This is a genomic window from Flavobacterium luteum (assembly GCF_008806775.1).
Taxonomy (GTDB): Bacteria; Bacteroidota; Bacteroidia; order Flavobacteriales; family Flavobacteriaceae; genus Flavobacterium; species Flavobacterium luteum.
The window spans coordinates 205,118-217,451 of the sequence record NZ_WAEM01000001.1 but is presented as its reverse complement, the minus strand read 5'-3'; the positions used below and the strand labels follow the sequence as shown (position 1 = coordinate 217,451).

The following is a 12,334-nucleotide window of genomic DNA, read 5'->3' as shown; positions in this document are numbered from 1 at the left end:
TTCAAGTAATTGACAGTTAAAATTAGTTTACTTATAAACAATAGAATTATTAACAACTACAGTCTAAATTTTACAGATTTTATTTAAAATATTGAATTTAAAACTAGAAATAGATAAATTATTACTTATTGGTTATCATTAATTTTAAGACTTTTATTTCTAATTTCATGATATCTTTTTCTTTTTTCTTCTAATGTAACAAATTCAAATAGAATATATTGTGCTATTGCATAAAGCAAAATTTGAAAAGAAATTAATATCTTAATTTCAGTAAAATAATATTTAAGAACAAAAACAAATTGAGCTGTAGCTAATAAAAACACACTTAATGCCAAAAAAGTATTTGATTTACTTGGGTTGAAAATATAACTTCCTAATGAATATCCGCCTAAAAAAATTATAAAAAAACCAATTAATAAATACAAATAGAACATTACTTTTAATTGTTCATGAGCTAGGTTATAGAAAAAGTAATACCCTACAAAAAAAGGAAAACATCCAATTATTAGTGAAAAATAACCTTGAAACTTTACATGTTTAAAAATAAAATAAATGAAAAGCAATAAAAAAAGCAAGAATGAAACAGATCCTAATGTAAGGTAAACTAATTTATGAGAAATAAAAAAAACATCCGATATCCAAGTAAAACCAATTGCTAAAATATAAATTAAATTGTATTTTCTGCTTTTAATCAGATACATTATGAACAATATGGGGATTAAAAATGGTTTTGAAATAAATACAAAAAATTGACTTTCAAAAAACTCTGCGAATATTTCTATGATTACTATAAAAAAATAAACACCAATTAAACCATTAACGTATTCGTTTCTTCTAGGATTTTCAAAAAATTTATTAAATGTTTTCATTAGAAAATTTACTAAAATTTTTATATTAATTCGTTTAATTTACTAAAATAGGTATAAAATAGCAATGTAAACGTAATGATACTAAAAAATATTTATTGAAATCAATTTGATGTTTAAAAATTACTGTATCAATTTTATAAAATCATCTTCAGAAATGATAGCTACTTTTAATTGATTCGCTTTTTCTAATTTGGCGGGACCCATATTTTCTCCAGCCACTACGTAATCCGTTTTAGAAGAAATAGAACTTCCTACTTTACCACCATTATCTTCAATTGCTTTCTTTAAATCATCTCTAGAAAATTGTTCGAAAACTCCTGAAACCACAAAAGTTTTCCCTAAAAGTTTATTGGTAGCATTTAGATTTACTTTTTCAACAACTTCAAATTGAACACCATAGCTCTTTAATCGTTCAATAATAATTCTGTTTTCTTTATTTTCGAAGAATTCGATTACACTTTTTGCAATCCGATCTCCAATTTCATCAACTAATATCAAATCCATCAAACTGGCTTGACTTAAAGCGTCTATGTTTTTGTAATGTTTGGCTAATTTTTTAGCTACGGTCTCGCCTACAAACCGAATTCCTAAAGCAAATAATACATTTTCAAAGGGAATTGTTTTAGATTTCTCAACTCCTTTAACTAGATTTTCTGCTGATTTTTGTGCCATTCTATCTAATGGCAAAATTTGTTCTACCTTTAATTCATACAAATCAGCGTAATTACGTACTAGCCCATTATTAAATAATAAAGCAACTGTTTCTCCTCCCAAACCTTCAATATCCATAGCTTTTCTAGATATAAAATGCTGAATTCTACCTATAATCTGTGGCGGACATCCATAAAAATTGGGACAATAATGATTCGCTTCTCCTTCATTTCTAACTAATTCTGAATTGCATTCTGGACATTGAGTAATGTAAATTGTTGGTAAGCTATTTTTAGGACGTTTGGTAAAGTCGACAGCAATAATCTTTGGAATAATTTCACCTCCCTTTTCTACAAAAACAGTATCGCCAATTCGAATGTCAAGTTTTTCAATTTGATCCGCGTTGTGTAATGAAGCTCGTTTTACAATTGTTCCGGCTAATTGAACAGGCTCTAAATTAGCAACTGGAGTTATAGCTCCAGTTCTTCCTACTTGATACGAAATTGAGTTCAATATAGTAAAAACTTGTTCTGATTTGAATTTATAAGCTATTGCCCAACGTGGAGATTTAGCAGTAAAACCCAATTCATCCTGGTGCTGAAAAGAATTCACTTTAACCACTACACCATCTGTTTCATAAGGCAAAGTATGTCTGTGAATGTCCCAATAATCAATATATTCAAAAACCTCGCCTAGGTTTCGAGCTAATTTTGCTTCTTTAGGTGCTTTGAAACCCCATTTTCTAGCCATTTCCAATCCATCATACTGCGTTTTAAAAGGTAAATTGTTTCCAATTAAAAAATACAATAAACAATCTAAAGGCCTTTTTGCAACTTCAGAGCTATCTTGTAATTTTAGACTTCCAGAAGCTGTATTTCTAGGGTTTGAATATGGAGTTTCACCAATCTCTATTAACTCTTGATTCATTTTTTCGAATCCTGCAAATGGTAATATAATTTCACCTCTAATATCAAACTTATCTGGAAAATTAGTACCGCTTAATTGCAAAGGAATCGACTTTATAGTTTTGACATTGTTGGTTACATCGTCTCCTTGATAACCATCCCCGCGGGTTACGGCCCGTTTTAGTCTTCCGTTTTCATAAGTAATCGAAATCGAAGCACCATCGTATTTTAATTCGCAAGTATATTCCAAAGTTACATTTCCTAAAACTTTCTGAATTCGATTTTCCCATTCTATTAAATCTTCCTTAGAATAAGAATTATCTAATGAATACATACGATGCTCGTGGGTAACCGTTTGAAAGTTTTTAGTAATAGTTCCTCCTACTCTTTGTGTTGGGGAATTTTCATCGAAATATTCAGGATGTTTTTTTTCTAAATCTTCAAGCTGTTTGAGTTTTTGGTCAAATTCATAATCAGAAATTATGGGTTTATCCAACACATAATAATTGTGATTGTGAAGATTAAGTTCTTCTCTAAGAGTTTGAATGGTTTGTTGAATATCCATAGAAAATAAAATAAGCTATTTTAGTATTTGAAATAAAACACTAAAATAACCAATTTAAAGGAATTCTATCTAAAAAATTACGATTCAATAATCGTATTTATTTGTTTGAATAATTGACCATCACTTAGAAATGCTCCCTGCTGAATTAATCCAAAAATAGAAGCATTTCTTTCTTCGGTAAATTCTTTTTTACCTACTTTCATTTCAATGGTTTCAGTAAACATATTGTCACTCAGCCACTGCAATCCTTCTTTGGTTAGAAAATCAGTTTCTGGAACCAATGATTTTAAGACTATAGAATTGATATACGTGTCAAAACATTGAAAAAGGAAAATATGGTTTTTCGAAAAATGTTCTAAATATTGTGCTCGAGCTAGAACTCCTTCCCAAATTAAATCAGAGAAAACATCAAGCTCTTGTTCAGCTATTTCTGGTTTTTCTATTTTTAATTTATCCCATTCGGCTTTATCAATTGTTTGGGTTGCCAAAAAGTTTACGAACTCAGGATGTAATTCTTCGAATTGTTCTTTTGTAAGTCTTGAGTATTTCATAGGTTTTAGCAAGTTGGAAGTTAGAAGTGAAAGGTTGTAAAAAAATCAAAAAAAAATCCCAATCTCCTAAGAGTTGGGATTTTTTACATGTTTTAGAAATTATGCTTTTTCAGCAACAATTTCATATGGCAATTCTATGATTACATCTCTGTGTAACCTTACGGTAGCAGCATATTTACCAGTACGTTTAACGATACCAGAAGTAATAAATTTTCTATCAATTACTTGACCACCTTTAGCTAAAGCATCAGCTATGTCAATATTTGTAATAGAACCAAAAAGTTTTTCACCTCCAGCTTTCGCTGAAATTTTAATTTCGATAGCTTTTAAAGCTTCAGCCAATGCTTTTGCATCGTTTACCACTTTAGCTTCTTTGTGCGCTTTTTGTTTTAAATTTTCAGCTAAAACTTTTTTTGCCGATGGAGTTGCTAAATGTGCAAATCCTTGAGGAATTAAAAAATTACGACCGTAACCAGCTTTAACTGTAACTACATCATCTTTAAATCCTACGTTTTGAACGTCTTGTCTTAATATAAGTTCCATGTTGTTGTCCTTATTATAGAAGTTAGGTTTCCTTTATCGGAAAACCAACAACTGATTTTTTTTAAATTATTTTAATAAATCTGCCACATATGGCATTAACGCTAAATGTCTCGCTCTTTTTACCGCAACTGACACTTTTCTTTGGTATTTTAATGAAGTTCCTGTTAAACGACGTGGTAAAATCTTACCTTGTTCGTTTACGAATTTCAATAAAAAGTCTGCATCTTTATAATCAATATATTTGATTCCAGATTTTTTGAAACGACAATATTTTTTAGTTTTGTTAGTTTCAATGTTTAAAGGAGTAAGATATCTGATATCTCCATCTTTTTTTCCTGAAGCGGATTGTTGTAGTGTTGCCATGATTACGCTTTTGCTGCTTTTAATTTAGTTCTTCTTCTTTCTGCCCAAGATATTGCATGCTTATCTAAACTTACAGTTAAGAAACGCATTACTCTCTCGTCACGTCTAAATTCAGTTTCAAAAGCAATTAAAACTTCTCCTGCAACTTTGAATTCGAATAAATGGTAAAAACCACTTTTCTTGTTTTGGATTTCGTAAGCCATCTTTTTCAAGCCCCAATCCTCTTTTGATACCATTTCTGCTCCTCTGGACGTAAGAAATTCTTCGAATTTGCTCACTGTTTCCTTTACCTGAACTTCAGATAAAACGGGATTTAAAATGAAAACAGTTTCATAATGATTCATAAAAATATATATTAATTTGTTAATTTTTGCAAAAATAGTCTTTTTTTTTAAATAAACAAGCAAAAAGTAATTTTATTCGTTGTATGGCAAAAAAAACCGACAAACGTTAGGTTTATAAGAAAAAACGTTTTACTTTCGTCGAACCAAATCTATAATACAATAAAATTATGAAACTAAATTGTGTAGTTGTCGATGATAGCTCTATCCAGAGGATGATCATTGCAAAGTTAGTGAATAATCATCCAAATTTACATTTAATTGGAGATTTTTCTAATGCAATTGAAGCAAAAAATTGCATGTCTGTACACTCCGTAGACCTAATATTTCTAGATATAGAAATGCCGGTCATAAGCGGTTTTGATTTTTTAGACGGTTTAAAAGTGAAACCTCAAATCATTTTTATCACGTCTAAGGCTGAATACGCTATGAAAGCTTTCGATTATGATGCAACAGATTACCTACAAAAACCTATTGCTCTTGATCGTTTTAATGCTTCTGTAAAACGCGCCATGGATTTTCATATTCTAAAGAATGAAAATCAAGATGAAGATGGAGAACACATTTTTATTAAGAGTAATCTTAAAAAATTAAAAGTGTTTACTTCAAAAATTAAATGGATTGAAGCTTTTGGTGATTATGTAAAAGTAGTTACCGAGGAAGATAGCAACCTAGTGCTTTCTACTATGAAGTCTTTTGAAAACGATTTGTCGAAAGATAAATTTATTCGAGTCCATAAGTCCTATATCATTAATATTGATAAGGTAGAACGATTTAATAGTAAGTTTGCTGAAATTGGAATAACAAAAATTCCTTTGAGTAGAAACAAGAAAGAGGATCTTGTTCGCGCCTTAGCAATAAATTAATAAAAGTCTACATTCACAGCTGTTTTTATAGCTTTGAATTGAGCAACAGATTCAAAACTATTCAGAATTTTCTGGATAGTTTTTTTTGTGACTTGCAAGGATTGATTTTGAGGAATCTTAATCATTATCGTTCTGATATATTCATTTCTAATGCGGCTTATTGGTGGTTCTTCTGGTCCTAGAATTGGAATACTCATATTTTGTTGCAATACTTGAAATAGCCACATTGCACCTGTTTTCAATTTTTCGAAATCACGATGTTTTAAAGTAAGCTTAATTAATTTGAAATACGGTGGATATTTATAAATTTGTCTTTCGTATAATTGCTCTTTATACATACCTAAATAATCATTTTGAGTAACTTGTTGAATCGTATTGTGATTTGGATTATAAGTTTGAATAATTACTTTTCCTCTTTTTTCAGAACGACCTGCACGGCCCGCTACTTGTGTCATCATTTGAAAGCTTCTTTCAAAAGCCCGAAAATCAGGATGGTACAACATATTATCGGCATTCATGATTCCAACTAAACTTACATTATCAAAATCTAATCCTTTGGCGAGCATTTGTGTTCCTACTAAAATATCAATTTCTCTGTTTTTAAAACTGTCGATTATTTTTTCGAAACCAAATTTTCCACGAGTCGTGTCCTGGTCCATTCTTCCAATTTTGGTGTTTGGAAAAAGAGCTACTAATTCTTGCTGAATTTGTTCGGTTCCAAAGCCTTTTGTTATCAGGTGTACACTTGAACAGGCATGGCAACTCGTTGGATTTGCCATTGAATAGCCACAATAATGGCATCGCAACTGGTTTTTATGCTTATGATACGTTAAACTCACGTCGCACTGCGGGCATTGAGGCACATGACCACAAGTCATACATTCTACGACGGGAGAAAACCCTCTTCGGTTTTGAAATAAAATCACTTGACTCCCATAAGATAATGCAGTAGTTATTTCTTCTAGTAAAGTATCGCTAAAATGGCCCGACATTTTTTTACGAAAATATTTGTCTTTTAAATCGACTAACTCAATTTCTGGCATTACGGCATTCCCGAAGCGTTCACTAATTTCGATTAAACCGTATTTTTGGGATTGTGCATTATAATACGTCTCAATACTTGGTGTAGCAGATCCTAAAAGTACTTTGGCTCCGCCCAGATCGGCATTAGCTCCGCTCAGTTCGCTATTGGCTCGGTTGCCACGTGTTGATTGATGAAAATTAGACAATACAATAGCAGCATCACGAGCATGATATCTTGGTGACGGGTCTTGCTGCTTAAATGTTTGTTCATGCTCTTCATCTACAATAATAAGCCCTAAATTAGAATAGGGCAAAAATAAAGCTGACCTCGCTCCTATTACTATTTGCGATTTCGGAGAATTCTCTAAAACTTGTTTCCAAACTTCAACACGCTCATTGTTATTGTATTTTGAATGGTAAACCGCCACTTTGTTTCCGAAATATTCACGTAATCGACTTACTAATTGTGTAGTTAGAGCGATTTCTGGTAACAAATACAAAACTTGTTTTTCTTGTTGAATATATTCTTCTATAAGTTGAATATAAATTTCGGTTTTTCCGCTAGAGGTAACGCCATGTAATAGACAAACCTCTTTATTTATAAATTCCGATTTTATTTCTTGAAAAGCAATTTCTTGTGCAGCGCTTAATTGCAAAGCTTCTTCTTTAACTTTTCCGTTAAAATTTACTCGATCTTCTTGAATATAATATTCTTCAAAAATTTGTTTATCGATAAGTGCTTTTACAACTGCAACTGTTGAATTTGCGACTTGTACAATCTCTTTTACAGTAATTGATTTTTTTAATGTGGCTTGTAATTGAAAATAACTTAAGATTATTTCTTTTTGTTTGTTTGATTTTAGTGATTCTAAAAGTTGACTCAATCCTTCATTCGATTCGTATTTTGAATCCAGACGAATGTAGCGAACTAATTTTGGCTTATACGCTTCAGTTATTTCTTCTTGTAAAACCAAGATTCCTTTATCAATTAACTTTTGAATAACAGGTAAAACATTTTTCTTGTTTAAAATTGAAGCAACATCATGTACTTTAAGAGAAGATTGCTGTTGTAAAGCTTGGTAAACTAGAAACTCATCATCTGAAAGTTGACTTTCATCAACAAAACCATCATTTTTTTGAGAAATAATAGTTTCACTTTCCAAAAGAAAAGCACTGGGCATAGCACCTCGATATACATCGCCAATAGCACACATATAATAGGACGCTATCCATTGCCAATGTGAAATTTGGATTTCGTTTACAATAGGTTTTTCGTCTAGAATTTGATGTATTTCTTTAGCATCGTATAAAATGGGTTTATTTTGATGCAACTCGATAACTAGCGCAGTATAAATTTTACTTTTACCAAAAGGAACTGCTAATCGCATTCCTTTTTTTATATAATAAAATTCGGCTTCCGAGACGCTGTAAGTAAACGTTTTGGTTAGGGAAAGCGGTAAAATTACTTCTACAAAGTACATTTTTTTGTTTGATATTTTTTATTTAAATTGCTATTGCGATTTTACCCGATACCAATATTGTGTTCTTCCGAATAATGAAAATCCTATATAGCCCCGTACTTTAAGTTGGTCTTTAGATTCTAGAGTAATGAAGCATTTATAAAGCCTTCCGTGTTTAGGATCTAAAATTTTTCCTGAATTGTATTCAAATCCATCTTTGATTAACCCTTTTATAACTGTCATCCCAATAATTGGTTTGTCTTTATCTTCGCCAGAGCAATTACTACATACTTTGTGGCGATCTTTTGGGTTTAAAATATCAAGCACTTTCCCGTAAATTTTCCCTTCAATTTCATAAATCTCAAGAATAGCTAATGGTTTTCCAGTCACATCATCTATTGCTTTCCATTTGCCAGTAACAACTTGAGCGTTTATGACTAATGGTAGTAATAAAAGTAATATATGATACTGGATTTTATTCATTAAAATGATGGATTTTATATAAATGTTGCAACTTATTCGTAAAAGTGATTAATTTGAATTTTTCTTTTTTAATTTCTCTATAGAAGCATTCAATTCAAATCCTAGAAGAAGGATCATACAATTTATCCAAATGTAAAACATCATAATTAATAATGTTCCTATTGAACCATACAATTCATTGTATTTTGAAAATTTAATGACCCAAATTCCAAATATATATGACGATAGAATAATAAGTACAGTAGTAAATACTGAACCTATAGAAATAAAGGCTCTATTTTTATGGTTTATAGTTCCAAACTTAAAAAGTATAGATGTAGTTATCAGAATCATAAGGATTACAAATGCATAACGCCCTAAAACAATTAAAGGAATAGAATCGCTTACTACATCTTGAATAATAGTTTGTTGAATTAAAACCTCAAAAACAACGATAATCGCTACTGTAACCAATAAAAGTAAAGACAGTAGTAATGACATTCCTAAAGCAACCAAATATTGATGAAAAAAACCTCTTTTATTTAGTACATGTCGAGAAGATTCAAAACCACCTAATATTCCGTTTAAGCCGTTTGCCATTAAGAAAATAGACAATAAAAATCCAGAAGATAATAATCCTGAATGACTATTGTTTAGAATATCGCTTATGATTTTATAAATTGCATCATAAGTATTTGGAGGAACTCCTTCTTTTACAAATTCTAGAAAATCAACCTGAAATCCTTCTATAGGTATATATGGAATTAGATTTAAAATGAACAGTGCAAAAGGAAACAATGCCATAAAAAAACTAAAAGCTACAGCACTGGCGTGATAAGATAATGCGCCTTCTACTATTCCTAAAATATAAAATTCTAATAAATCATAAAACGACAACCCTTGTAGCCAAGGAAGTTTTATCATCTTTAATACCTGTATTAGGTTTCTGACTATAGGAATTCTCTTTAATTTAATTTCTATTTCTTGCGACATGAATGGAGTCTTGATTTATTATTTTCTAAACATCTAAATTTATTCAGTTGCCTTTAAACTTAAATCCATATTGTGAACAGAATGTGTTAATGCTCCTGAGGAAACATAATTTACACCACATTCTGCATAATGACGAACGGTAATTTCATTGATATTTCCTGACGATTCCGTTTGGCATTGATTACCAATTAACTGAACTGCCTTTCTTGTGTTTTCATAATTAAAGTTATCTATTAAAATTCTATGAACGCCATCGTTTTTTAAAATTTCTTTTATTTCTTCAAGATTTCTTGCTTCTACAATAATCTTTAAATCGAGATTGTTCACTTTTAGAAAAGATTTTGTTTTTTGAATGGCCATTGTAATTCCTCCAGCAAAATCATTATGATTATCCTTAAGCATAATCATGTCGTATAAAGCAAAACGATGGTTCTCACCTCCACCTATTGTAACTGCCCATTTTTCACAAGCACGAAAACCAGGTGTTGTTTTTCGAGTATCGAGAATTTTAGTGTTGGTTCCTTCTAAGAGTTTAACGTAATTATTCGTTTTTGTTGCAATTGCAGACATCCGTTGCATAGAATTGAGTACTAATCGTTCTGCTTTAAGAATAGATTGTGAACAGCCAGAAACATGAAAAACTACATCGCCATATTTTACAGGCATTCCATCTTGAATAAAAACTTCGAATTGAAGATTGCAATCTATATATTCAAAAATCATTTTTGCGAAATCAACACCTGCAATTATGCCTTCATCTTTTACTAATAACTTTGCTTTTCCTGTTGCAGATTTTGGAATGCAAGCCAAAGAACTAAAATCTCCAGGGCCAACATCTTCACGTATCGCATTTTTTATAATGAGTTGCAATTCATTCTGAAACTGAGCTTCTGTTATCATTATCATAAAAATTTTAATAATGCTAAAATAGAATATATTTTGTGGATTTGAAAATTTAAGTCTTATAATGCCGTATTTATATTTTTACTAAAGTTCAATTCATAAAAAAAGGAACTCTGATGTAAAGTTCCTTTTTAATCTTTAAGTTTTTAATTATTCTTTTATAAATTGTAATGTTTTAGAAGCGTTCTCTTTAACAATTTTAATTAAATAAAAACCTTTAGTATAAGAGCTTGTATTTATTTTTAAATCGGCACTGGTTTGAACATTTCTATTTTCGATTTCTTGTCCTAAAGTATTATAAATTGTATAGCTATTAGGCAATTCTGACCGTAAAACTGAAATATTCAACACGTTTTTAGTAGGATTTGGAAACAAATAAATACCATTCAAATAATCAAATTTATTAGATGATAAAAGTGGTGAACATGCATTCGAAGTTTTTAACTCTTTTCTTCTAGGAGAATTATTCATTACAGCTGTAATCCTTTCTTTTTGATTTAAAGTAAAGATATTCATACAGGCATCTTCGGTATAATCCATATAATTTTCATTCATATCCCTACCTGGTTTAGTTTTACAAGTATCAAAAGTACCGCACTCATAATGTTCATAACCTGACTGCGGAGTATCTGCACAGTAATCGGTTGCACTGCAATCTGTTTTACCAGTATCAGGATTTCCGTTTCCATCACCCCAAATGTGAACAAGACCAAAACAATGGCCAATTTCGTGCGTAGCTGTCCTCCCTTTATCATACCCTTGTGAATATGGACCAGTCGCAATATCTGAAGTGCCAAAATTTCTATAATCAATAATTACACCGTCAGTATTAGCGGCTCCTCCATCAACGTCAATTCCTGTCAAGCTGGAAGTACTCGGAAATTGAGCATATCCTAAAGTTCCATACTGTTCAGTATTATTATCATCTGAAAAATAAACTGTCCAAATATTAAAATACTTCTTTGGATCCCATTGTGTAGCCGCTTTCATATTTTCAGTTTCATCCATAGTTGCGTATTGTTCTGTTGACCTTTTTATACGATCTATACCATTCGTTGCAGTTCCATTAGGCTTTCTTTGAGCCATACAAAACTCTATTTCAATATCGGCTCCTACTGGATTTGTGTTGTAACCTAGAGTCCCAAGTTGTCTTCTGAAATCTTGATTTAAAACTGTAATTTGTGATAGAGCCTGGGCATCAGTGATGTTTTCTTCAACCCCAATGGCATTTCCATTATGAATAATATGAATTACTACTGGAATTGTAATAATAGTAGCTGCTGTTTTTTGTACGTATTGATTTTTTTTAAGTTCAATTATTTTAGGAGCAATCCAATTTTCAAATTCATCCTTAGTTGCTCTTTTAGGGTTTTTTAATTTTAAATATTTTTCATATTCAACCGATGAACAACGAACTTTTCCAGAAGGAGATCTTTTTGAAATAGAAATATTATTCTGACTGTAAGAAAAATGTATGAAAAATAGACTTAGTATTAAAAATAAAATGTGAATTTGGGTGTTTTTTTTCATGATTTGGAATTAACAAACGATACCTTAGAAATTATAAATACAATATTATATCTTTATGTCAAGATTAAAATTTAGCATACAAATGTAAGGATATTTTAATATTGTATCTTATGAATTAAAAATTTAACAATTAATAAGGTTAAATATCGAATTTAATTTAATTTCGATACAAATTAAAAAAAACAAACTAAATTAGTGTGGATTATTTAATTGATTAATTTATGTATAGAATCATTTATTATGAGTTCATGAGTAAATCTTTTAGAAGAAAATGAAATTGATTCGCTTCTAAACATTCTAGAAGAAGTA

General features: G+C 30.5%; 12 protein-coding genes. 1 reads left to right on the top strand and 11 read right to left on the bottom strand.

Annotation, left to right across the window (positions count from 1 at the left end; translation table 11 throughout):
• Window positions 1-125 precede the first annotated feature (125 nt).
• From F6464_RS00995 to rpsF, 6 genes are all read right to left on the bottom strand, one after another.
• Window positions 126-869 (bottom strand): hypothetical protein, encoded by a 744-nt coding sequence (locus F6464_RS00995; RefSeq protein ID WP_151105883.1) that lies wholly within the window; start codon window positions 867-869, stop codon window positions 126-128.
• A 120-nt stretch (window positions 870-989) separates the two neighbouring features.
• Window positions 990-2,990: an NAD-dependent DNA ligase LigA gene (gene ligA, locus F6464_RS00990; protein WP_151105882.1), complete on the bottom strand. Its 2,001-nt coding sequence runs from the start codon at window positions 2,988-2,990 to the stop codon at window positions 990-992.
• Between the two features lie 77 nt (window positions 2,991-3,067).
• Window positions 3,068-3,541, bottom strand: coding sequence for a DUF6495 family protein (locus F6464_RS00985; RefSeq protein WP_151105881.1), 474 nt, complete (start codon window positions 3,539-3,541; stop codon window positions 3,068-3,070).
• Between the two features lie 99 nt (window positions 3,542-3,640).
• Window positions 3,641-4,084 carry a 50S ribosomal protein L9 gene (gene rplI, locus F6464_RS00980; RefSeq protein WP_151105880.1) on the bottom strand — a complete coding sequence of 148 codons (444 nt, stop codon included), beginning with the start codon at window positions 4,082-4,084 and terminating at the stop codon, window positions 3,641-3,643.
• A 66-nt stretch (window positions 4,085-4,150) separates the two neighbouring features.
• A complete protein-coding gene (rpsR, locus tag F6464_RS00975) occupies window positions 4,151-4,447 on the bottom strand; it encodes a 30S ribosomal protein S18 (RefSeq protein ID WP_007138295.1) in 297 nt (98 codons plus the stop codon).
• A gap of 2 nt (window positions 4,448-4,449) precedes the next feature.
• Window positions 4,450-4,791, bottom strand: a complete 342-nt coding sequence (gene rpsF, locus F6464_RS00970) for a 30S ribosomal protein S6 (RefSeq protein ID WP_116724185.1) — start codon at window positions 4,789-4,791, stop codon at window positions 4,450-4,452.
• 167 nt (window positions 4,792-4,958) lie between these two features.
• Between rpsF and F6464_RS00965 the strand changes: the two genes are divergently transcribed.
• Window positions 4,959-5,654 carry a LytR/AlgR family response regulator transcription factor gene (locus F6464_RS00965; protein ID WP_151105879.1) on the top strand — a complete coding sequence of 232 codons (696 nt, stop codon included), beginning with the start codon at window positions 4,959-4,961 and terminating at the stop codon, window positions 5,652-5,654.
• Here F6464_RS00965 and priA read toward each other — a convergent pair.
• The 5 genes from priA to F6464_RS00940 form a co-directional block, all read right to left on the bottom strand.
• A complete protein-coding gene (gene priA / locus F6464_RS00960; protein ID WP_151105878.1) occupies window positions 5,651-8,158 on the bottom strand; it encodes a replication restart helicase PriA in 2,508 nt (835 codons plus the stop codon). The genes F6464_RS00965 and priA overlap by 4 nt on opposite strands.
• Before the next feature lie 30 nt (window positions 8,159-8,188).
• A complete protein-coding gene (locus tag F6464_RS00955) occupies window positions 8,189-8,620 on the bottom strand; it encodes a DUF2147 domain-containing protein (RefSeq protein WP_151105877.1) in 432 nt (143 codons plus the stop codon).
• A 48-nt stretch (window positions 8,621-8,668) separates the two neighbouring features.
• Entirely contained in the window at window positions 8,669-9,592 is a 924-nt protein-coding gene (locus F6464_RS00950; RefSeq protein WP_151105876.1) for a YihY/virulence factor BrkB family protein, read from the bottom strand.
• Between the two features lie 39 nt (window positions 9,593-9,631).
• Window positions 9,632-10,492, bottom strand: coding sequence for a carboxylating nicotinate-nucleotide diphosphorylase (nadC, locus tag F6464_RS00945; RefSeq protein WP_151105875.1), 861 nt, complete (start codon window positions 10,490-10,492; stop codon window positions 9,632-9,634).
• Between the two features lie 153 nt (window positions 10,493-10,645).
• The gene (locus F6464_RS00940) at window positions 10,646-12,025 is read right to left on the bottom strand and encodes a T9SS type A sorting domain-containing protein (RefSeq protein ID WP_151105874.1); all 1,380 of its coding nucleotides are present in this window, start codon (window positions 12,023-12,025) and stop codon (window positions 10,646-10,648) included.
• Window positions 12,026-12,334 lie beyond the last annotated feature (309 nt).

What these genes read in the sequence shown, in the direction of transcription:
- F6464_RS00995 (WP_151105883.1), bottom strand. Translation starts at nt 869, where the DNA reads ATGAAAACATTTAATAAATTTTTTGAAAATCCTAGAAGAAACGAATAC.
- ligA (WP_151105882.1), bottom strand. Translation starts at nt 2,990, where the DNA reads ATGGATATTCAACAAACCATTCAAACTCTTAGAGAAGAACTTAATCTT.
- F6464_RS00985 (WP_151105881.1), bottom strand. Translation starts at nt 3,541, where the DNA reads ATGAAATACTCAAGACTTACAAAAGAACAATTCGAAGAATTACATCCT.
- rplI (WP_151105880.1), bottom strand. Translation starts at nt 4,084, where the DNA reads ATGGAACTTATATTAAGACAAGACGTTCAAAACGTAGGATTTAAAGAT.
- rpsR (WP_007138295.1), bottom strand. Translation starts at nt 4,447, where the DNA reads ATGGCAACACTACAACAATCCGCTTCAGGAAAAAAAGATGGAGATATC.
- rpsF (WP_116724185.1), bottom strand. Translation starts at nt 4,791, where the DNA reads ATGAATCATTATGAAACTGTTTTCATTTTAAATCCCGTTTTATCTGAA.
- F6464_RS00965 (WP_151105879.1), top strand. Translation starts at nt 4,959, where the DNA reads ATGAAACTAAATTGTGTAGTTGTCGATGATAGCTCTATCCAGAGGATG.
- priA (WP_151105878.1), bottom strand. Translation starts at nt 8,158, where the DNA reads ATGTACTTTGTAGAAGTAATTTTACCGCTTTCCCTAACCAAAACGTTT.
- F6464_RS00955 (WP_151105877.1), bottom strand. Translation starts at nt 8,620, where the DNA reads ATGAATAAAATCCAGTATCATATATTACTTTTATTACTACCATTAGTC.
- F6464_RS00950 (WP_151105876.1), bottom strand. Translation starts at nt 9,592, where the DNA reads ATGTCGCAAGAAATAGAAATTAAATTAAAGAGAATTCCTATAGTCAGA.
- nadC (WP_151105875.1), bottom strand. Translation starts at nt 10,492, where the DNA reads ATGATAACAGAAGCTCAGTTTCAGAATGAATTGCAACTCATTATAAAA.
- F6464_RS00940 (WP_151105874.1), bottom strand. Translation starts at nt 12,025, where the DNA reads ATGAAAAAAAACACCCAAATTCACATTTTATTTTTAATACTAAGTCTA.